Below are 18,813 nucleotides of genomic sequence, written 5' to 3' on the forward strand. Positions count from 1 at the left end.
GCTCTGCCTGAAGGCCTTGTCCGCGAAAGCTTTACCGATGACCACCATGCTCTCCAGCGACCTGCCCCTGACCAAGATCGGACGCGGCAAGGTGCGCGATATCTATGCCGTCGACGACGACCGCCTGCTGCTCGTCACCACCGACCGCATCAGCGCCTTCGACGTGGTGATGGGCGAGACCATCCCGATGAAGGGCGCGGTGCTGACGCAGATCAGCGCGTTCTGGTTCAACGAGCTCGAGGGCGTGGTGCCGCATCACATGATCAGCGCGGACACCGACGAGATCATCGCGGCCGTGCCGGCGTTGAAATCGCACCGCGCCGAGATCCTCGGCCGCGCCATGCTGTGCAAGCGCACCACCGTATTCCCGATCGAATGCGTGATCCGCGGTTATCTCTCGGGCTCGGCCTGGAAGGAGTACGCGGCCTCAGGCACGCTCGCCGGCGAGAAGCTCAAGGCCGGCCTGGTCGAGAGCGAAAAGCTGGAGCCGGCGATCTTCAGCCCCGCCACCAAGGCCGAGACCGGCCATGACGAGAACATCACCATCGCAAAGATGCGCGCGGTCGTCGGCGACGAGGACGCCTACACGCTGGAAAGCATGACGCGCGCGATCTACACGCTCGGCGAGGAGCTGGCGCGCGAGCAGGGCATCATCATCGCCGACACCAAGTTCGAGTTCGGCCGCGACAAGGACGGCCGCATCATCCTGATCGACGAAGTCATGACGCCGGATTCGTCGCGCTTCTGGGCGGTCGATTCCTACAAGCCCGGCCAGCCGCAGGCGAGCTTCGACAAGCAGCCCTTGCGCGACTATCTCGACGTCGAGCGCCGCGCCGGCCGCTGGAACGGCGATGCTCCGCCGCCGCCGCTGCCGGCGAGCGTGGTGGAAGCGACCAGCAAGCGATATCTGGAAGCGTATCGGCGCGTGACCGGAACGGAGCTGAAGATATAGCTTCCACTTAGCCGTCGCGGCGCAACGCGCGTGGGATCAAGCGTCCGACGACACGGAGTGTTGGGCAAGGATCGATCGATGCCCGGCTTCAGCGCTGGGGAGCGCGATCCGCATCCAAAGCCAGCAGCAGCTCGGCAACCCGGTTGGCGGACGCCGTCCATTCCGCGAGCTTGGCATAATTGTCCGTGAACCAGTTGAAGGCGGTCTGGACAACGACGAATGCTGCCGACGCCTGAACCACTTCGCCGAGCGTCATGGTGTCGTCGAGGTACTTGGGCAGGCAAAGCAGCAGGCCGACCACCGGCGTCACCAGCAGACCCGAATAAGTGACCAACGTCATCCGCATCAATTGCCAGCAGTAGATCCGCCAGATCGCAATCACGGCTTTCAAGGCGGCGCCGACGGCGTGGCGGCTATTCATGCCGGCCTCCGGCACCACCTTGCCTTCGCGGGTCTCGCGCACATGGGTTCCGATCGCCCGCAACTCGGCTTCCATGCGCTTGTTCTCCTCGATGACCCGGGTCAGCCGCCCGGCTGTCAGCCAGATGCCGATCGCCAGCAGCGCGGAATACGCGATCACCGCGAGGACGAGGTAACCGGGAATCGCAAAGGCGATGCCGTCGAACGCGATCTCGAGGCTGCCACCGACCGACCATAGCAACCCGACGAAGGTTGCGATCGTAAGCACCGATTGAAGCAGGCCGGTGACCAGATCGATCGGGAGGTCGGTCGCAACCCTGGCGTCTTCGGCAATGCGGTATTCCGGCGCCTCGTGATGTCCCTCGATGGCGCTGCGCCTCGGACGACGATCGTCGGTCAGCCAGTCGCTATAGAGGCAATTGCTCAGCCACTCGCGCCACGAACGCTGCAGGGTCATCCGCGCCCACACCGAGAACACGGTCAAAGCGATGCTCGCCGCGGCCAGCGGCACAAACCGAACTGCCTGGTACAGCAGCTCAGCCTGATCCTTCCGGCCGATGGCGTTGAAGAAATCCCGGTTCCAGAAGTTCAGTCCATACTGCGTCAGGAGTTGCAGGACGACGTTGACGATCAACGCGACCACCAAAAGCCACGCTGTCCAGGCGGTTGATCCGCGCCAGTATCCTGAGGCGCTCTGCCAGAAGCGGCCGAGAAGCTGCTTTTCACCCCGGGCTAAAGAGGTCCTCATCAGCATGAGCTGAGCCGCAAATCCTGCGCGCGCGCCACCCCTATGGTGCCGCACGCGCCAAATTAGGCGGTCTTGCCCGAAGCCGCTTGACCTGCGTCAAGCGATGCTGGCGGCTACACCCCCGCCATCATCACGTATTTGATCTCGACATATTCTTCCATGCCGTGACGCGAGCCTTCACGGCCGAGGCCGCTTTCCTTGACGCCGCCGAAGGGCGCGACCTCGGTGGTGATCAGGCCGGTGTTGACGCCGACCATGCCCGATTCCAGCGCTTCAGCGACGCGCCAGACGCGGCCGATATCGCGGGAGTAGAAATACGAGGCGAGGCCGAACGGCGAGGCATTGCACATCGCGATGACGTCGGCCTCGTCCTTGAAGCGGATCACCGGCGCGAGCGGACCGAAGGTCTCCTCATGCGACACCAGCGAATCCGGCTTGACGTCGGCCAGCACCGTCGGCTCGAAGAACGAGCGGCCGAGCTCGCTGCGCTTGCCGCCGGTCACGACCTTGGCACCGCGCTTGACGGCGTCGGCGATGTGACGCTCGACCTTGTCGATCGCCTTCATGTTGATCAGCGGGCCTTGCGTGACGCCGCTCTCGGTGCCGTCGCCGACCTTCATCGCCGCGACCTTTGCCGACAGCTTCTTCACGAACTCGTCGTAGATCTTGTCCTGGGCGTAGATGCGGTTGGCGCAGACGCAGGTCTGGCCCATGTTGCGATATTTCGAGACGATGGCGCCCTCGACCGCGGCGTCGATGTCGGCGTCGTCGAATACCACGAAAGGCGCGTTGCCGCCGAGCTCGAGGCCAAGCCGCTTCACGCCGACTGAGGCCTGCTGGTAGAGGATCTTGCCGACCGCGGTTGAGCCGGTGAAGCCGACGAAGCGCACCGCCGGATGCTCGCACAGCACCTTGCCGATCGGCGGTGCGTCACCCGTGACGATGTTGAGCACGCCCCTGGGGATGCCGGCCTTCTCGGCCAGCACCGCGAGCGCCAGCGCCGACAGCGGCGTCTCGTTGGCGGGCTTGAGCACCACGGTGCAACCGGCCGCGAGCGCCGGGGACACCTTGCGCGTGATCATCGAGTTCGGGAAATTCCACGGCGTGATGGCGCCGCAGACGCCGATCGGCTGCTTGATCGCGAGCAGCCGCGCATCGGGCCGCTGGCTCGGAATGGTCTCGCCATAGACGCGCCTCGCCTCCTCGGCGAAGAATTCAATATAGGCAGCGCCGATATCGACCTCACCGAGCGCCTCCGAGAGCGGCTTGCCCTGCTCCGAGGTGAGGATCAGCGCGAGGTCCTCGCGGTTGGCGATGATCAGCTCGAACCATTTGCGCAGGATGTTGGAGCGCTGCTTGGCGGTGTGCTTGGCCCAGGCCGGAAACGCGCGCTGAGCGGCTTCGACCGCCTTGGTGGTCTCGTCCGCGCCCAGCTGCGGGACCTTTGCCAGCTCGACACCGGTCGCGGGATTGTTGACGGCGAACACCGGCGTGCCGACCCAGGCCCCGTCGATGTAGCAGGCCTCCTTCAGGAGCGAGGGGTCCTTCAGCCGGTCGCGCAGGGTGGCAGTGGCTTGCGGGGCGCGTGCGGCGGCGGTCGGTGTCATGGCGTACTCCCTTAGGCAATCGGACTTGGGGCGATCGGATCGGCCCGGAATATAGGGGCAAGCGGTGCCGAATGCACCGCCCCGTAACGCACATCTGCTGATAGCCAAGTCGGGAGCGGCTGATTCTTCACCTCTCCCCAGCGGGGAGAGGTGGCCACCGCGAACGCGGAAGCAGATACTGTCAGTGGTTACGCCGCGCCGCTCATATAGGTCTCACGGCGGCCGATCATGCGCTCGGCGGCCGCCTTGGCGTCGGCCTTCGTGGACGTCGCGCAGGTCCGGTATTCGAGATCCGGGACATGAGACGTGTCGCGGCGGCCGAACCATGACTTCGAGCCGACCGGCAGCAGCGCCAGCGCCTGCGCCAGATTGTCCACCGCCCCGAAGGAGTAGAGTGCGCCGGTGCCGGCGACGCGGACCTCGTAGATCCCAGGCGAAATCGGCGCCTCAAGGTTCTCGCCCCGTCCGGGACGGGGATAGCGCTTCCATTCGCTCCAGGTCGAAATCATCTGAGGTCCCCCTCGCCGCCCATCCACGGCCGGCAACATTTGCATCAAGTCTTATCGGCTCGTCGATCCGGCCAAGTGCTGAACGCGGCAGCTCACGAAATGTTTCAAGGGCTCGAGAACCGCGAAGCCCTCGCGTGAAACCCATCCAAGGTGAAGCGAGGCACGTCGATCCACCGCAGATTGCAAAAGAGCGTAGGCGCTCAGCCGCGTTGTCGTCCTGCGCTAGATCAAGATCGTCAAGTCACGACATCGCGACCGGTGCAGGTCCACAGACGCGCTTGCCGCGCCGGACATCCGGGAGGACAATTGATCGCTTCCAACAATAATCAAACCCGAGGAAACGCCATGCAAAGCAAAGCTGAGATCGATGAGATCCTGCGTCAGAAAAGCGACGCCAAGGAGATTCCCGGCGTCGTCGCCATCGCCGCCAGCGGTAACGACGTGCTGTATCAGGGCGCGTTCGGCAAGCGCGATCTGTCGAAGCCCGATCCGATGACCGCCGACAGCGTGTTCTGGATCGCCTCGATGACGAAGGCGGTGACATCGGCGGGTGCGATGCAGCTGGTCGAGCAGGGCAAGCTGTCCCTGGATGCGCCGATCGGCGAGCTGCTGCCCGATCTCGCGGCACCGCAAGTGCTCGAAGGCTTCGACGCCAAGGGCGAGGCGAAGCTGCGGCCGGCCAAGCGGCCGATCACGCTGCGCCAGCTCATGACCCACACCGCCGGCTTCTGCTACAATATGTGGAACGGCGATCTCGCGGTCTATCTCGACAAGCACGGCATTCCCGCCATCACCACCTGCCAGAATGCGGCGCTGAAGACCCCTGTCATGACCGACCCTGGCACGCGCTGGGAGTACGGCACCAACATCGATTTCGTCGGCAAGGCGGTGGAAGCCGTCAGCGGCAAGCGGCTGGACGCCTATTTGCGCGACAATCTGTTCAACCCGCTCGGCATGAGCGACACGGCGTTCAAGATCACCGAGAGCATGCGCAAACGCCTCGTCGGCATGCATGCGCGCGGCGAGGACGGCCAGCTCGCATCGATTCCGTTCGAGCTCGAGCAGGAGCCTGAATTCCACATGGGTGGCGGCGGCCTCTACTCGACCGCGGCGGACTACATCAAGTTCACCCAGATGATCCTCAACAAGGGACGCGGCAACGGGAACCAGGTGCTGAAGGCCGAAACCGTCGCGACGATGGGGCAGAACCACATCGGCGACCTCGCCATGGGCAAGATGACCACGGCGGCGCCGATGTACACCAACGACGTCGATCTTTATCCGGAGCAGGTGAAGAAGTGGGGCCTCAGCTTCATGATCAACACCGCCAAGACGGCGGAAGGCCGCAGCGCCGGCAGCCTCGCCTGGGCGGGCCTTGCCAACACCTATTACTGGATCGATCCTGCCCGCGACGTCACGGGCGTGATCCTGATGCAGCTGCTCCCGTTCGCCGATGCGAAATGCCTGGAGGCGTTCGCGGGATTCGAGCGTGGGGTCTATGCCGGGCTCGATGCTGCCGGAAGCGGGCAGAAGGCGGCGTGAGAAACCGCTCTCTCACCACGCGTCATGGCCGGGCTTGTCCCGGCCATCCACGCCTCACCGTGCGGAACGAAGAACGTGGATGCCCGGGCCTTCGCCGCGCCAAAGCGGCTTCGGCCGCGCAGGCGGGACGAGCCCGGGCATGACGACCGAAGGCGACCGCACCGACCATTTTTTGACGAGGGGATTTCGACTTGGCTGATAATCTGGCCGATAAAGCGGATAGTTACGTTTGCGGCGTCTCGGACACGCCGCTGCTCGGCGACACCATCGGTCGCAGCCTCGACCGTGCGGTCCGGCGCTGGGGCAATCGCGAGGCGCTGGTCTCGCCCAGCCACGGCGTCAGATGGACCTGGAGAGAATTCGCCGAGCGGGTCGACGCGCTCGCCGCGGGCTTTCTCGCGCTGAGGCTCGAACGCGGCGAGCGGATCGGCATCTGGTCGCTGAACCGGCCGGAATGGACGCTGACCCAGTTCGCCGCCGCCAAGGCCGGCCTGATCCTGGTGACGATCAATCCGGCCTACCGCCTCAGCGAGCTGGAATTCGCGCTGAAGAAGGTCGGCTGCGCGGCGATCGTCACCGCCACCGCGTTCAAGACCAGCAATTACATGGAGATGCTCAACACGCTGCTGCCGGAGCTGGCGGGTGCCACGCCCGGACACTTGCGAGCAGCGCGATTGCCGGCGTTGCGGATGGTGATCCAGATCGGCGGCCCGGCGGCGTCAGGCACGATCCCGTTCGACGAGATCGCGGGGATGGGCCAGGCCACGCATCGCGAACGGCTTGCCCAGCTCGGCGCTACGCTTCAGTTCGACGACCCCGTCAACATCCAGTTCACCAGCGGCACCACGGGATCGCCGAAGGGCGTCACGCTGACCCACCACAACATCCTCAACAACGGCTACTTCACCGGACGCGCCATGCGCCTGACCGAACAGGACCGCATCTGCATTCCGGTGCCACTCTATCATTGCTTCGGCATGGTGATGGGCAACCTCGCCTCGGTCACGCTCGGCGCCACCATGGTCTACCCGGGCGAGGGCTTCGATCCGCTCGCGACGCTGCGCGCGGTCGAACAGGAGAAATGCACCGCCCTGTATGGCGTGCCGACCATGTTCATCGCCGAGCTCGACCACCCCGAGTTCAAGACGTTCGATTTGAAGTCGCTGCGCACCGGCATCATGGCCGGCGCGCCCTGCCCGATCGAGGTGATGAAGCGCGTCAACACCGAGATGAACATGCGCGAGGTCACCATTGCCTATGGCATGACCGAGACCAGCCCGGTCAGCTTCCAGAGCGCCGTGGACGACCCGCTGGAGCGCCGCGTCTCCACCGTCGGCCGCATTCATCCGCATGTGGAGGTCAAGATCGTCGATCTTGAAGGAAAGATCGTCGAGCGCGGCGAACGCGGCGAGCTCTGCACCCGCGGCTACAGCGTCATGCTGGGCTATTGGGAGGAGAAGGAAAAGACGGCCGACGTGCTCGATGCTAATGGCTGGATGCACACCGGTGATCTCGCGGTCATCGACGACGAGGGCTATTGCAACATCGTCGGCCGCATCAAGGATCTGGTGATTCGCGGCGGCGAGAACCTCTATCCGCGCGAGATCGAGGAGTTTCTGTACCGCCACCCCAAGATCCAGGACGTGCAGATCTTTGGCGTTGCGGACACCCGTTACGGCGAGGAGCTCTGCGCCTGGATCCGCGTCAGGCCCGGCGAGACGCTGACCGCCGAAGAGGTGCGCGCCTTCTGCGACGGCCAGATCGCCCACAACAAGATCCCGCGCTACGTCGAGTTCGTCGACGAATTTCCGATGACGGTGACGGGCAAGATCCAGAAATTCGTGATGCGCGATGCCGTGGAGCAACGGCTGGGGCTGAAGGCGGCGAAGACGGCGTGAGGGGTTTAGTGCTCTCCCCTACACGATGGCTGTCATTCCCCGCGCAGGCAGGGAATCCAGTACGCCGCGGCTTCTCGATCGATCACAGCCCGCTCGGAGTACTGGATCGCCCGGTCTTCGCCGGGCGATGACAGCTGAGGATGGGCACGACTTCGTCTATGCCGTGAGCCCGCGCTGCTGCGCCAGCTCCTTCAGCGACACCAGCGGACGGGCGCCGATGTGCTGGATCACTTCGGCGGCGGCGAGCGCGCCGAGCTCGCCGCACTGCTTGTAGGCCAGATTGCGCGCCAGGCCATACAGGAAGCCCGCGGCGAACAGATCGCCGGCGCCGGTGGTATCGACCACCTTGTCGACCGGGAAGGCCGGCGCAGCGACGGCATCTTCAGACGAGACCACCATGCAGCCCTTCTCGCTGCGGGTGACCACGCCGAGATTGACATCGTTGCGCAGCTGCTTCAGCGCGGTGTCGAAGTCGGAAGTCATGTAGAGCGAATGCAGCTCGGACTCGTTGGCAAAGACGATGTCGACGGTGCCGCCCCGCATCAACGAGAGAAACTCGTCGCGATAGCGGTCGACGCAGAACGAATCCGACAGCGTCAACGCCACCTTGCGCTTGGCATCATGGGCGATCTTGGCCGCCTTGACGAAGGCGTCCTTGGCGTTCTTGGGGTCCCAGAGATAGCCCTCGAGATAGACGATCCCGGCGCCGGCGATCTCGGCCGGGTCGATATCGGCGGGCGACAGGTCCTGCGCCGCGCCGAGATAGGTGTTCATGGTGCGCTCGCCGTCATCCGTGACGAGGATGTAGGAGCAGCCGGTGGCGGGACCGTCCTTGGCGGCGGGCGTATTGAAGGCGACGCCGGCGGCGCGGATGTCGTGGACATAGAGCTTGCCGATCTGGTCGTCCTTGACCTTGCCGACATAGGCGGCGCGCGCCCCCAGGCTGCCGATGCCGACGATGGTGTTGGCCGCCGAGCCGCCCGAGACTTCCGTGGCCGGCCCCATGTCCTTGTAGATCGCCGCCGCCCGCGCCTCATCGATCAGGGACATGCTGCCTTTGGCCATGCCGTGCTTGACCAGAAAAGCCTCGTCGGTCCTGACCAGCACGTCGAACAGCGCGTTGCCGATGCCGAGAACGTCATATTTCACGTCAGCCATTCACCTTGATCCTGTTTGTCGGATTGCGAACCCTGCGAAAATCCGCTTCCTGTCAGCCTGAAATCCGGCTTGCGGCCTATCACGCCCGGCCGTGCGCGAGCAAGCAACGGGATGAACTAATAGAGCAATGATCCGCTCCTTCCTGACCGTCTCGACGGGAACAATGGCCTCGCGGCTGCTGGGTTTTGCGCGCGATTCCATGATTGCCGCCCTGTTGGGCACCGGCGCCGTGGCGGACGCGTTCCTGGCAGCCTTCCAGCTCGTCAACGTGGTGCGCCGGCTGCTCAGCGAGGGGGCGCTGAACGCGGCGCTGATCCCGGCCTGGCTGCGGGTGCGCGAGCGCGATGGCGAGAAGGCCGCCGCCGCATTCGCAGGACGCATGCTTGGCACGGTCAGCGCGGCCCTGGTCGCGATCTCGATCGTGATCGCGCTGGTGATGCCGCTCATCATCACGATGATCGCGCCCGGCTTTCTCGGCAGCGCGACGCTCGATCTGGCCGTCGCCAACGCGCGGCTGATGCTGCCCTATCTCGCTTTTGCCGGACCCGTCACAGTGCTGATGGGCCTGCTGAACGCGCAGGGACGATTTGCCCTCACGGCGTTCTCGCCGCTGCTGTTCAACATCGCGCTGATCGCGGCGATTGCGATGCTGTTCATCGGGCATGCCGACGCGGGTGTCGCCGCCTGGCTGCTGGCGGCCACCGTCGGCATCGCCGGGCTGCTGCAACTCGCGATGCTGCTCTCGCAGCGAAGCGCGCGCCTCGCAACGCCGCTGCGCATCAGCTTCGACAAGGAGATGCGCGATTTCTTTGCCAAGGCCGTTCCCGGCATGATCGCAAGCTCCGGCCCGCAATGGCTGATGGTGGCCGGCGCCATCATCGCATCCGCGACCCCGTCCGCGGTATCCTGGCTCTATTTCGCCAACCGGCTGATCGAACTGCCGCTCGGCATCGTCGGCGTCGCCATGGGCACCGTGCTGGTGCCGGAGCTGACGCGCGCCGTCGCCAGCTCCGACAGGGACGCAGTGGTGCATGCCGAATCGCGCGCGCTCGAGCTGGCGGCCGGGCTGGCGCTGCCGGCGACGCTCGGCCTGATCGTATTGGCCGAGCCGATCGTACGGCTGCTGTTCGAGCACGGCGCTTTCAGCACCGAGGACAGCATGGCGACCGCGCGTGCGCTGATATGGCTGGCGCTGGGCCTGCCGGCTCACGTGCTGATCAAGGCCCTGTCGCCGGCCTTCTATGCCCGCAGCGACACGATGACGCCGCTGCTCGCCACCGCCAAGGGTTTTGCGGTCGCCGTCGTGCTGGCCGTGCTGCTCGGCCATTTCTTCGGCGCAAGCGGGATCGCGGCGAGCATCGCGGCCGGGGCCTGGAGCAGCGCGCTCTCCCTGCTGCGGAAAGGTGCGGCCGAGTTCGGCTTCTCGGTGGATGCGGCCGCCCGCAGCCGGCTGCCGCGGATCGTGCTCGCGGCGGCTGCGATGGGCGCCCTGCTCTGGCTGACCACGGGTCTTGTGCACTCGGAGGCGCACGGCCTCGTCCGCTTCGTCGTGCTGGGCCTGCAGATCGGGGCCGGCATCGCCGTCTACGGCCTGTTGCTGCAGATCCTGGGGGCGGCCTCGTGGCGCGAGGCGTTCAACGCCTTGAAGCGTCCCGCCTGAACGGGTCAGCTATCGAATTGCCCTTGACGGGGCAGCGCCGCTGTTGGAAACGACGGCCGAATACCTATGGGAAGGCTGACCATGCCATTCGTTGAACGGGTCTTTTCGGGCGTCCAGCCGACGGGCAATCTGCACCTCGGCAATTACCTCGGCGCGATCGTCAACTTCGTGAAGATGCAGGAAACCCACAACTGCATCTATTGCGTCGTCGATATGCACGCGATCACGCAAGGCGTCGACGTCTGGGGCGGACCGGCCGAGCTCACGCGCAACACCCGCGAGGTCACCGCGGCGTTCATCGCAGCCGGCATCGATCCCAAGAAGCACATCGTGTTCAACCAGAGCCAGGTCTCGGGCCATGCCGAGCTTGCCTGGATCTTCAATTGCGTCGCGCGCATGGGCTGGCTCGGCCGCATGACCCAGTTCAAGGAGAAGGCCGGCAAGGACCGCGAGAACGCATCGGTCGGGCTGTTCGACTATCCGGTGCTGATGGCGGCCGACATCCTTTTGTACCGGGCCACACACGTGCCGGTCGGCGAGGACCAGAAGCAGCATCTCGAGCTCTCGCGCGACATCGCGCAGAAGTTCAACAACGACTTCGGCGATTCCATCCGCGCCCAAGGCACCAATGACGGCCTGTTCTTCCCGCTACCGGAACCCCTGATCACAGGCCCGGCAACGCGCGTGATGAGCTTGCGCGACGGCACCAAGAAGATGTCGAAGTCCGATGCGTCGGACAATTCGCGCATCAATCTGACCGACGACGCCGATACCATCGCGCAGAAGATCCGCAAGGCGAAGACCGATCCGGAGCCGCTGCCGACGGAAGAAAAGGGCCTGGAAGCCCGGCCCGAGGCCGACAATCTCGTCGGCATCTTCGCGGCGCTCTCCGGCCGCTCCAAGGCCGAGGTACTCAGGGATTTCGGCGGCGGCCAGTTCTCCAGCTTCAAAAACGCGCTGGCGGAGCTGTGCGTCACCAAGCTCGCGCCGATCGCCGGCGAAATGAAGCGCCTCGTCGCCGACCCCGGCCATATCGACGCGATCCTCATCGACGGCTCCGACCGGGCCCGCGCCATCGCCGACGAGACGATGAAGCTCTCCAAGGACATCGTCGGCTTCATCCGCCGGCGCTGAAGACGGTCGGCGCTTGAGCGCCGACCCGCATCTCCCCTCCCCAAGCTTGCGGGAGTGTGGCAGCATGCGCGCCATGCACTCGCCGGGACATGCATGACCAGCAAGCGACTTTGCTTCGAGCCGGGTCACAAGCCCAAATGCCTCGTCGTCGTCGACGACACCGCCGAATGGGATCGCGCGGTCTACTATGCCAGCCGCTGGGCGATTCGCGCCGGCGGCGGCGTGGTAATGCTGCGCATCGTCGAGCCGGAGCAGCAGAGCCAGGAATGGCTGGGGGTCGCCGACATCATGCGCGCCGAAGCCCAGGAAGCCGCCGAAGCCGCGCTCGACCGCGCCGCGGGCCGGGCCAACGGCATCGCCGCGATCACCCCGGAGCGGGTGATCCGCGAGGGCGTGCCGATGGAACAATTGCTCGCCGTGATCGACGAGGACCCCGACATCGCCATGCTGGTGCTCGCCGCCAATCCCGGCGCGGAAGGTCCGGGGCCGCTGGTCGCGCTGCTCGCGCATGCCGTGGGGACATTCCCAATCCCTGTGACCATCATTTCAGGCGCATTGAGCGACGAAAGCGTGGATTCGCTGTCGTAGGTACCTCGACTGACATGCGGCAATCCGAGCTCGTCATGCCCAGGCTTGTCCCGGGCATCCAAGTTCTTCACGGGACCCGGCAAGACGTGGATGGCCGGGACAAGCCCGGCCATGACGGCGTCCGAGTTTAGGCACCTTAACCCTCTGATATAACAGCAGAACGTTATTCAACCCCCTTGATCGTGCGTTCGCCGTCGCCATCTGCTAGGGAAGAGGCAACGCGCCGGCCTTGAACCGGCGACGTCTGGAGAAAGCCATGTTCATTCAAACCGAAGCCACCCCCAATCCCGCCACGCTGAAATTCATTCCCGGCCGCGTCGTCGTCGACGGCAGCCCGGTGGAGTTTTCGAGCCGCGAGGCCGCGACGCGCTCGCCGCTGGCCGAAAAGCTATTCGAGGTGCCTGGCGTCACCGGCGTGTTCTACGGATCGGATTTCATCACCGTGACCAAGGCGAACGGTGAATGGCAGCAGCTCAAGCCCGCGATCCTCGGCGCCATCATGGAGCATTACATGTCCGGCGCGCCGCTGCTCGCGGACGGCTCGGCGCAAGGCGATACCGATCTCGACGACGAGGACGAGTTCTTCGACGAGGCCGATGCCGAAACGGTCGACATGATCAAGGACCTGATCGAGACCCGTGTGCGGCCGGCGGTCGCCAATGACGGCGGCGACATCACCTTCCGCGGCTTCAAGGACGGCATCGTCTATCTCAACATGAAGGGCGCCTGCTCCGGCTGCCCGTCATCGACCGCGACGCTGCAGCACGGCATCCAGAACCTGCTCAAGCACTTCGTGCCCGACGTGGTCGAAGTCCGGCCGATGTAGGCGGTGCCGTAGGGTGGGCAAAGCGGAGCGTGCCCACCTTTTGTTTGCATCATTGAGAGATCGTGGGCACGGCGCAAGAGCGCCTTTGCCCACCCTACGAAATGCGGCGACGACAGGGGGCTCCGAATAGTGAATGACGATTGGCGGATAGACGCTTGGTTCGCTAGACTGTTCGCTATTCGCCACTCGCCATTCGCTTTTCCATGCTGATACTCGCCATCGATACTGCCCTCGACGCCTGCTCCGTCGCGGTGCTCGACACCGAAGCGGCCGAGCTCCTTGCGCAGGAGCAGCTTCTGATGAAGCGCGGCCACGCCGAGGCCTTGATGCCGATGATCGCGCGCGTCATGCAATCGGCCGATGTCACCTTCACCGCGCTCGACCGCATCGCGGTCACCGTCGGCCCCGGAAGCTTCACCGGCCTGCGCGTCGGCATTTCGGCGGCGCGCGGCCTTGCGCTCGCGGCCGCACGGCCGGCGATCGGCCTCACCACCTTGTCGGCGTACGCCGCCGCCGTCGTCGGCCAGAGCAAATCCGCGCCGGTGATCTCCGCAATCGACGCGCGGCACGACCACGTCTATTTCCAGATCGTCGCCGGCGACGGCAGCCAGCTGGTGCGGCCGCGCGTCGCTGCCATCGACGAGGCGCTCGCGGCCTCGCAGTTCGGCGCGCCGCATCTGGTCGGCAATGCCGCAAACATCCTCGCCGAGCGCTGGCCGAAACATGGCGAGCAGCCGGTCGCGGTCGACACGCAGGCAGCGCCGGATATCGGCTGGGTCGCATGGCTCGGCGCGGCGGCCGATCCCGCGACAAATCCGGCGCGGCCATTCTACCTGAAGGCACCCGACGCAAAGCCCGCCGCAGCTCCGCCGTTCGCAGCACACGCTGCAACCCCATGATGAGATGGCTGTCGCAATGGTGGCGCGGCGGCACCGCCGCCGTCGAGCCCGCATCCATGCGCGACGCCGCGCGGCTGGCGCAGCTGCACGGCGCCTCCTTCGCGCACGGCTGGGGCGAAGGCGAATTCGAGGCCATGCTCAATGAGCGCAACACGCTGGTGCATCGCCTGCGCCTTGGACGCCGGACCATCGGCTTCGCGGTATCCCGGATCGGGGCGGATGAAGCGGAAATCCTCTCGATCGCGGTGGACGAGGCCTATCGCGGCCGCGGCCTCTCCCGCACGCTGCTGATGACCCATCTCGGCCACCTCGCCGGGCGCGGTGTCCGCACAATATTTCTCGAGGTCGAGGAAAACAACCAGCCGGCGCGGCGGCTCTACGCCGGGTGCGGATTCGTGGTGGTCGGGCGCCGCGAACGCTACTATAAGCAGCCGAACGGGGAACAATTGAACGCCCTTCTGATGCGGCGTGACTTGTCGTAACATCGGTGGCAGAAAGCGCCCCTGCCAGGCAGACAAACAATGACCGCACTGAAACCTTCTTCCGCATCCAAGGCGTCCGGCATCGAGGCGCGCTGTGCCGCCACCGGCATGCGCATGACCGAGCAGCGCCGCGTCATCGCCCGCGTGCTCGCGGAAGCGATCGACCACCCCGACGTCGAGGAATTGTACCGGCGCTGCGTCGCCGTCGACGACAAGATCTCGATCTCGACCGTGTATCGCACCGTCAAGCTGTTCGAGGATGCCGGCATCATCGAGCGCCATGACTTCCGCGAGGGCCGCGCGCGCTACGAGACCATGCGCGACAGCCATCACGACCACCTCATCAATCTGCGCGACGGCAAGGTGATCGAGTTCACCTCCGAGGAGATCGAGAAGCTCCAGGCGGAGATCGCCCGCAAGCTCGGCTACAAGCTGGTCGACCACCGGCTCGAGCTCTATTGCGTCCCGCTCGACGACGACAAGCCGACGTCTTGAGCTTAGTGTCCATCGATCTCATCATCTTCGATTGCGACGGCGTGCTGGTGGACAGCGAGGTGATCTCCTGCCGCGCCCATGCCGACGTGCTGACGCGGCACGGCTATCCGATCACCTCGGAGCAGGTGTTCGAACGCTTCCTCGGCCGTTCGACCAAACAGGCCAATCTTGAGATCGAGACCGAGCTCGGCTGCAAGCTGCCCGAGGCCTATCACGGCGATCTCCAGGACGAGCTGTTCCGCGCGTTCGAGGCCGACCTCGAGGCGATCCGAGGCATCCATGACGTGCTCAATGTCGTCACGCAACGCGTCTGTGTCGCATCGAGCGGCTCGCACCAACGCATGCGCGTGAGCCTCGGGAGCACCGGCCTCTACGAGCGCCTCGCGCCGAACATTTTCTCCGCCTCGCAGGTGAAGAACGGCAAGCCGGCGCCGGACCTGTTCCTGTTTGCGGCCAGGGAAATGGGCGTGCCGCCCCAGCGCTGCGTCGTGATTGAGGACAGCCTGGCCGGGATAGCCGGTGCCCGGGCGGCCGGCATGACGGTGTTCGGCTTTTACGGGGGCAGCCATTGCCGCGACGGCTATGCCGAAACGCTGCGCGAGGCCGGCGCCGACCTGCTCTTCGCCGACATGCATCAGCTGCCGGAGCTGGTCCGGCGGGTCGAGGCCGACGCTTTGGCGGGCTGATTCTTGCAGTCGTTCCGGGGCGATGCACAGCATCGAACCCGGAATCTCGCGCGAAAACCCTCGGGATTCCGGGTTCGCGACTGCGTCGCGCCCCGGAATGACGGTTTGGAGGGCCCCATTCGCTGGATTTTCGGCGCTCCAGCCTCTATGTGAAGGCCGTCTCCACCGCCATTTTCGGGTTCCATGACGCCGCCGCGCAAGCTGCACATCAAATCATATGGCTGCCAGATGAACGTCTACGATGCCCAGCGCATGGTAGACACGCTGGCGCCGGAGGGATTCGTGGAGACGGCCAGCGCCGAGGAGGCCGATCTCGTCATCCTCAACACCTGCCATATCCGCGAGAAGGCGTCCGAGAAGGTCTATTCGGAGCTCGGGCGGCTGCGCGTCGCCAAGGACGAGGCCGCGCGCGGCGGCCGCGCGATGCAGATCGCGGTCGCCGGCTGCGTGGCGCAGGCGGAGGGCGAGGAGATCGTGCGCCGCGCGCCGGTCGTGGACGTGGTGGTGGGGCCGCAGAGCTATCATCATCTGCCGGAGCTCTTGAAGCGCGCCGGGGAAGAAGGCCGCGCGATCGAGACCGAATTTCCGGCCGCCGACAAGTTCGGCTTCCTGGCCCAGCCCAAGCCCGATGCGATCCGCGCGCGCGGCATGTCCGCGTTCGTCACGGTGCAGGAAGGCTGCGACAAGTTCTGCACGTTCTGCGTCGTCCCCTATACCCGCGGTGCCGAAGTCTCTCGCCCGGTGGCGAAGATCGTCGACGACGTGAAGCGGCTCGCCGACAACGGCGTGCGTGAGCTCACGCTGATCGGGCAGAACGTCAACGCCTATCACGGCGAGGGGCCCGACGGAAAAACCTGGCCGCTCGGCCGGCTGCTCGAACATCTGGCCAAAATTCCCGGCATCGCGCGGCTGCGCTATTCGACCAGCCATCCCCGCGACGTCGACGACAGCTTGATTGCGGCCCATCGCGATCTCGGTGCTCTGATGCCGTTCGTGCACCTGCCGGTGCAGTCGGGCTCGGACCGGATTCTGGCGGCCATGAACCGCAAGCATACCGCCGCTGATTACCTCGGGGTCGTCGACCGTTTCCGCACCGCGCGCCAAGACATTGCTTTTTCATCAGATTTTATCGTCGGCTTCCCCGGCGAGAGCGAGCAAGATTTTCTCGCCACCCTCGCGCTTGTCACGCAAATCGGCTACGCTGCGGCTTATTCGTTCAAATATTCCGCCCGGCCGGGAACGCCGGCCGCGGACATGCAGGAGACGGTGTCCCCCGCCGAGATGGACCAGCGATTGGAGCGGCTCCAGGAACTGATCGACAGCCAGCAATCGGCCTTCAACAAGGCCGCGATTGGCTCAACGGTCGACGTGCTGTTCGAACGTCCGGCGCGCAAGGACGGCCAGATCGTCGGCCGCACCGCCTTCCTTCAGCCCGCTCACGTGATGGCCTCGCCCGACATCATCGGACAGATCCTGCCCGTGCGGATCGACAGCCTCGAGCGCTACAGCTTTCTCGGCGAGCTCGCCATTCCGCGCAGCGCGGGCGAGCCCGCTTTATCGCAAGCCAGTGGAGCCTGAACCCTTGCCAAAAAGCGCATCGGATTCGTCTTCGTTCGCTCCCAGCCGCAAATTTGACCGCGACATGCAAGTTCCGCCCGAGACCCAGGTCGTCATCGACTTCGACGACAACCGCGCCGCTTCGGCCCTGGTCGGCCCTTACGGCCAGCATCTGGCGCAGCTCGAGCGGCGGCTCGGCGTCGTCGTCGATTCCAAGGGCAACCACATCACGATCGGCGGCAGTCGCGACGGCTGCGACGCCGCGCGCCGCGTGCTGGAGATGCTCTACGCGCAAGCCGTGAAGGGACAGGATCTCGACCAGGGCGAGGTCGAAGGCGCGATCCGCGCCGTGATCGCCCAGGGCTCGCTGTTCGAGTTCGACGCCAAATCGGCCAAATCGGCCTTCGACAGCATCAACCTGCGCAAGCGCCCGGTGCGCGCGCGCACCGCCGCGCAGGACTCCTACATTCGCGCGCTGAAGCGCCACGAGCTGGTGTTCGGCATCGGCCCGGCCGGCACCGGCAAGACCTGGCTCGCGGTGGCGCATGCCGCGCAGCTGTTCGAGCGCAAGGAGGTCGACAAGATCATCCTGTCGCGTCCGGCGGTGGAAGCCGGCGAGCGGCTCGGCTTCCTGCCCGGCGATCTCCGCGAGAAGGTCGATCCCTATCTTCGCCCGATCTACGACGCGCTGTACGACCTCATGGATGCGCGCATCGTCGAGCGCGCGCTGCAGACCGGCGAGATCGAGATCGCGCCGCTGGCCTTCATGCGCGGCCGCACCCTCACCAACGCCGCTATCATCCTGGACGAGGCGCAGAACACCACGTCGATGCAGATGAAGATGTTCCTGACCCGTCTCGGCGAGAACAGCCGCATGATCGTCACCGGCGATCCCTCGCAAATCGACCTGCCGAACGGCCAGACCTCGGGCCTCGCCGAAGCGACCCGGCTGTTGAACGGCGTCGAGGGCATTGCCCAAGTTCATTTCAAGGCCGAGGACGTGATCCGCCACGAACTCGTGGCGCGGATCGTTGCCGCCTACGAAGGTTCGCCGCAGCGGCCGGCCACCGGCCAATCCTGACGAGGCAACAGCTGGACCCCGGAGGGCGCGGACATTGCGCCTTTTCGTCCCAGACAACATGATGTCCCATCCCAACCTTCCCATGACCGAAGTCCTCGTCGTCGCCGATTGCTGGCAACACGAGCCCGATTCCGAAGCCGTGATCCAGCGCGCGGTCGCGGCCGCCGCCGAAAGCGTCGACGAAGACGTTGCCGACGCCGAAGTGGCGGTGATGCTGACCGATGACGCCGGCATCCGCACCCTCAACAGCAACTGGCGGGGCATCGACAAGCCGACCAACGTGCTGTCGTTTCCCGCACTCCAGCCGGAGGGCGAATGGAAGCCGGGCGATGCGCCGCGCATGCTCGGCGACATCGCGATCGCCTACGAGACCATGCGGCGCGAGGCGGACGAGGAACAAAAGCCGTTCGACCACCATTTGAGCCATCTTGCCGTGCATGGTTTCCTGCACCTGATCGGCTACGATCACGAGAACGACGGCGACGCCGAGGAGATGGAAGCGCTGGAGACCCAGATCCTGGCGCAGCTTGGAATTCCCGATCCCTATGCAGACCGCGCGGGGACACACTGA

18 protein-coding genes are annotated in these 18,813 nt (G+C 65.4%); 14 read left to right on the forward strand and 4 right to left on the reverse strand.

Features of this window, described 5'->3' with window-relative positions:
• The first annotated feature begins 37 nt into the window (after nt 1-37).
• Entirely contained in the window at nt 38-952 is a 915-nt protein-coding gene (locus DCM79_RS05360) for a phosphoribosylaminoimidazolesuccinocarboxamide synthase (protein WP_257178970.1), read from the forward strand.
• Between the two features lie 88 nt (nt 953-1,040).
• Here DCM79_RS05360 and DCM79_RS05365 read toward each other — a convergent pair whose 3' ends face one another.
• The 3 genes from DCM79_RS05365 to DCM79_RS05375 form a co-directional block, all read right to left on the reverse strand.
• The gene (locus DCM79_RS05365; protein ID WP_257178971.1) at nt 1,041-2,126 is read right to left on the reverse strand and encodes an SbmA/BacA-like family transporter; all 1,086 of its coding nucleotides are present in this window, start codon (nt 2,124-2,126) and stop codon (nt 1,041-1,043) included.
• 107 nt (nt 2,127-2,233) lie between these two features.
• Nucleotides 2,234-3,727 (reverse strand): NAD-dependent succinate-semialdehyde dehydrogenase, encoded by a 1,494-nt coding sequence (locus tag DCM79_RS05370; protein ID WP_257178972.1) that lies wholly within the window; start codon nt 3,725-3,727, stop codon nt 2,234-2,236.
• A gap of 188 nt (nt 3,728-3,915) precedes the next feature.
• Nucleotides 3,916-4,236, reverse strand: a complete 321-nt coding sequence (locus DCM79_RS05375) for a hypothetical protein (protein WP_027572396.1) — start codon at nt 4,234-4,236, stop codon at nt 3,916-3,918.
• A 345-nt stretch (nt 4,237-4,581) separates the two neighbouring features.
• Between DCM79_RS05375 and DCM79_RS05380 the strand changes: the two genes are divergently transcribed.
• Nucleotides 4,582-5,778, forward strand: a complete 1,197-nt coding sequence (locus tag DCM79_RS05380; protein WP_257178973.1) for a serine hydrolase — start codon at nt 4,582-4,584, stop codon at nt 5,776-5,778.
• Between the two features lie 203 nt (nt 5,779-5,981).
• Nucleotides 5,982-7,676: an AMP-binding protein gene (locus tag DCM79_RS05385; protein WP_257180700.1), complete on the forward strand. Its 1,695-nt coding sequence runs from the start codon at nt 5,982-5,984 to the stop codon at nt 7,674-7,676.
• 156 nt (nt 7,677-7,832) lie between these two features.
• On the opposite strand, the gene DCM79_RS05390 is transcribed toward DCM79_RS05385, so the two are convergent.
• The gene (locus DCM79_RS05390) at nt 7,833-8,834 is read right to left on the reverse strand and encodes an adenosine kinase (RefSeq protein ID WP_257178974.1); all 1,002 of its coding nucleotides are present in this window, start codon (nt 8,832-8,834) and stop codon (nt 7,833-7,835) included.
• 127 nt (nt 8,835-8,961) lie between these two features.
• On the opposite strand from DCM79_RS05390, the gene murJ reads away from it, so the two are divergent.
• From murJ to ybeY, 11 genes are all read left to right on the forward strand, one after another.
• Nucleotides 8,962-10,494 (forward strand): murein biosynthesis integral membrane protein MurJ, encoded by a 1,533-nt coding sequence (murJ, locus tag DCM79_RS05395; protein ID WP_257178975.1) that lies wholly within the window; start codon nt 8,962-8,964, stop codon nt 10,492-10,494.
• Between the two features lie 81 nt (nt 10,495-10,575).
• The gene (gene trpS / locus DCM79_RS05400) at nt 10,576-11,628 is read left to right on the forward strand and encodes a tryptophan--tRNA ligase (protein ID WP_257178976.1); all 1,053 of its coding nucleotides are present in this window, start codon (nt 10,576-10,578) and stop codon (nt 11,626-11,628) included.
• A gap of 93 nt (nt 11,629-11,721) precedes the next feature.
• Nucleotides 11,722-12,216 carry a universal stress protein gene (locus DCM79_RS05405; protein WP_257178977.1) on the forward strand — a complete coding sequence of 165 codons (495 nt, stop codon included), beginning with the start codon at nt 11,722-11,724 and terminating at the stop codon, nt 12,214-12,216.
• 256 nt (nt 12,217-12,472) lie between these two features.
• A complete protein-coding gene (locus tag DCM79_RS05410) occupies nt 12,473-13,042 on the forward strand; it encodes a NifU family protein (RefSeq protein ID WP_257178978.1) in 570 nt (189 codons plus the stop codon).
• A gap of 203 nt (nt 13,043-13,245) precedes the next feature.
• The gene (tsaB, locus tag DCM79_RS05415) at nt 13,246-13,941 is read left to right on the forward strand and encodes a tRNA (adenosine(37)-N6)-threonylcarbamoyltransferase complex dimerization subunit type 1 TsaB (protein WP_257178979.1); all 696 of its coding nucleotides are present in this window, start codon (nt 13,246-13,248) and stop codon (nt 13,939-13,941) included.
• Nucleotides 13,938-14,423, forward strand: coding sequence for a ribosomal protein S18-alanine N-acetyltransferase (gene rimI / locus DCM79_RS05420; protein WP_257178980.1), 486 nt, complete (start codon nt 13,938-13,940; stop codon nt 14,421-14,423). The genes tsaB and rimI overlap by 4 nt, the downstream gene beginning before the upstream one ends.
• Before the next feature lie 39 nt (nt 14,424-14,462).
• A complete protein-coding gene (locus DCM79_RS05425; protein ID WP_126257018.1) occupies nt 14,463-14,918 on the forward strand; it encodes a Fur family transcriptional regulator in 456 nt (151 codons plus the stop codon).
• Between the two features lie 5 nt (nt 14,919-14,923).
• Entirely contained in the window at nt 14,924-15,604 is a 681-nt protein-coding gene (locus DCM79_RS05430; protein ID WP_257178981.1) for an HAD family hydrolase, read from the forward strand.
• Nucleotides 15,605-15,787: 183 nt separating this feature from the next.
• Nucleotides 15,788-17,182 carry a tRNA (N6-isopentenyl adenosine(37)-C2)-methylthiotransferase MiaB gene (miaB, locus tag DCM79_RS05435; protein ID WP_257178982.1) on the forward strand — a complete coding sequence of 465 codons (1,395 nt, stop codon included), beginning with the start codon at nt 15,788-15,790 and terminating at the stop codon, nt 17,180-17,182.
• Nucleotides 17,183-17,246: 64 nt separating this feature from the next.
• Nucleotides 17,247-18,242, forward strand: coding sequence for a PhoH family protein (locus tag DCM79_RS05440; RefSeq protein ID WP_257178983.1), 996 nt, complete (start codon nt 17,247-17,249; stop codon nt 18,240-18,242).
• An 82-nt stretch (nt 18,243-18,324) separates the two neighbouring features.
• On the forward strand, nt 18,325-18,813 hold the full coding sequence (ybeY, locus tag DCM79_RS05445; RefSeq protein WP_257178984.1) for an rRNA maturation RNase YbeY: 489 nt from the start codon (nt 18,325-18,327) through the stop codon (nt 18,811-18,813).

Origin of the sequence: Bradyrhizobium sp. WBOS07 (assembly GCF_024585165.1) — a bacterium.
Lineage (GTDB): Bacteria > Pseudomonadota > Alphaproteobacteria > Rhizobiales > Xanthobacteraceae > Bradyrhizobium > Bradyrhizobium japonicum_B.

Bases quoted from the DNA above. Each gene is read 5' to 3' on its own strand.
- DCM79_RS05360 (WP_257178970.1), top strand. From the start codon at position 38: ATGACCACCATGCTCTCCAGCGACCTGCCCCTGACCAAGATCGGACGC.
- DCM79_RS05365 (WP_257178971.1), bottom strand. From the start codon at position 2,126: ATGCTGATGAGGACCTCTTTAGCCCGGGGTGAAAAGCAGCTTCTCGGC.
- DCM79_RS05370 (WP_257178972.1), bottom strand. From the start codon at position 3,727: ATGACACCGACCGCCGCCGCACGCGCCCCGCAAGCCACTGCCACCCTG.
- DCM79_RS05375 (WP_027572396.1), bottom strand. From the start codon at position 4,236: ATGATTTCGACCTGGAGCGAATGGAAGCGCTATCCCCGTCCCGGACGG.
- DCM79_RS05380 (WP_257178973.1), top strand. From the start codon at position 4,582: ATGCAAAGCAAAGCTGAGATCGATGAGATCCTGCGTCAGAAAAGCGAC.
- DCM79_RS05390 (WP_257178974.1), bottom strand. From the start codon at position 8,834: ATGGCTGACGTGAAATATGACGTTCTCGGCATCGGCAACGCGCTGTTC.
- murJ (WP_257178975.1), top strand. From the start codon at position 8,962: ATGATCCGCTCCTTCCTGACCGTCTCGACGGGAACAATGGCCTCGCGG.
- trpS (WP_257178976.1), top strand. From the start codon at position 10,576: ATGCCATTCGTTGAACGGGTCTTTTCGGGCGTCCAGCCGACGGGCAAT.
- DCM79_RS05405 (WP_257178977.1), top strand. From the start codon at position 11,722: ATGACCAGCAAGCGACTTTGCTTCGAGCCGGGTCACAAGCCCAAATGC.
- DCM79_RS05410 (WP_257178978.1), top strand. From the start codon at position 12,473: ATGTTCATTCAAACCGAAGCCACCCCCAATCCCGCCACGCTGAAATTC.
- tsaB (WP_257178979.1), top strand. From the start codon at position 13,246: ATGCTGATACTCGCCATCGATACTGCCCTCGACGCCTGCTCCGTCGCG.
- rimI (WP_257178980.1), top strand. From the start codon at position 13,938: ATGATGAGATGGCTGTCGCAATGGTGGCGCGGCGGCACCGCCGCCGTC.
- DCM79_RS05425 (WP_126257018.1), top strand. From the start codon at position 14,463: ATGACCGCACTGAAACCTTCTTCCGCATCCAAGGCGTCCGGCATCGAG.
- miaB (WP_257178982.1), top strand. From the start codon at position 15,788: ATGACGCCGCCGCGCAAGCTGCACATCAAATCATATGGCTGCCAGATG.
- DCM79_RS05440 (WP_257178983.1), top strand. From the start codon at position 17,247: ATGCAAGTTCCGCCCGAGACCCAGGTCGTCATCGACTTCGACGACAAC.
- ybeY (WP_257178984.1), top strand. From the start codon at position 18,325: ATGACCGAAGTCCTCGTCGTCGCCGATTGCTGGCAACACGAGCCCGAT.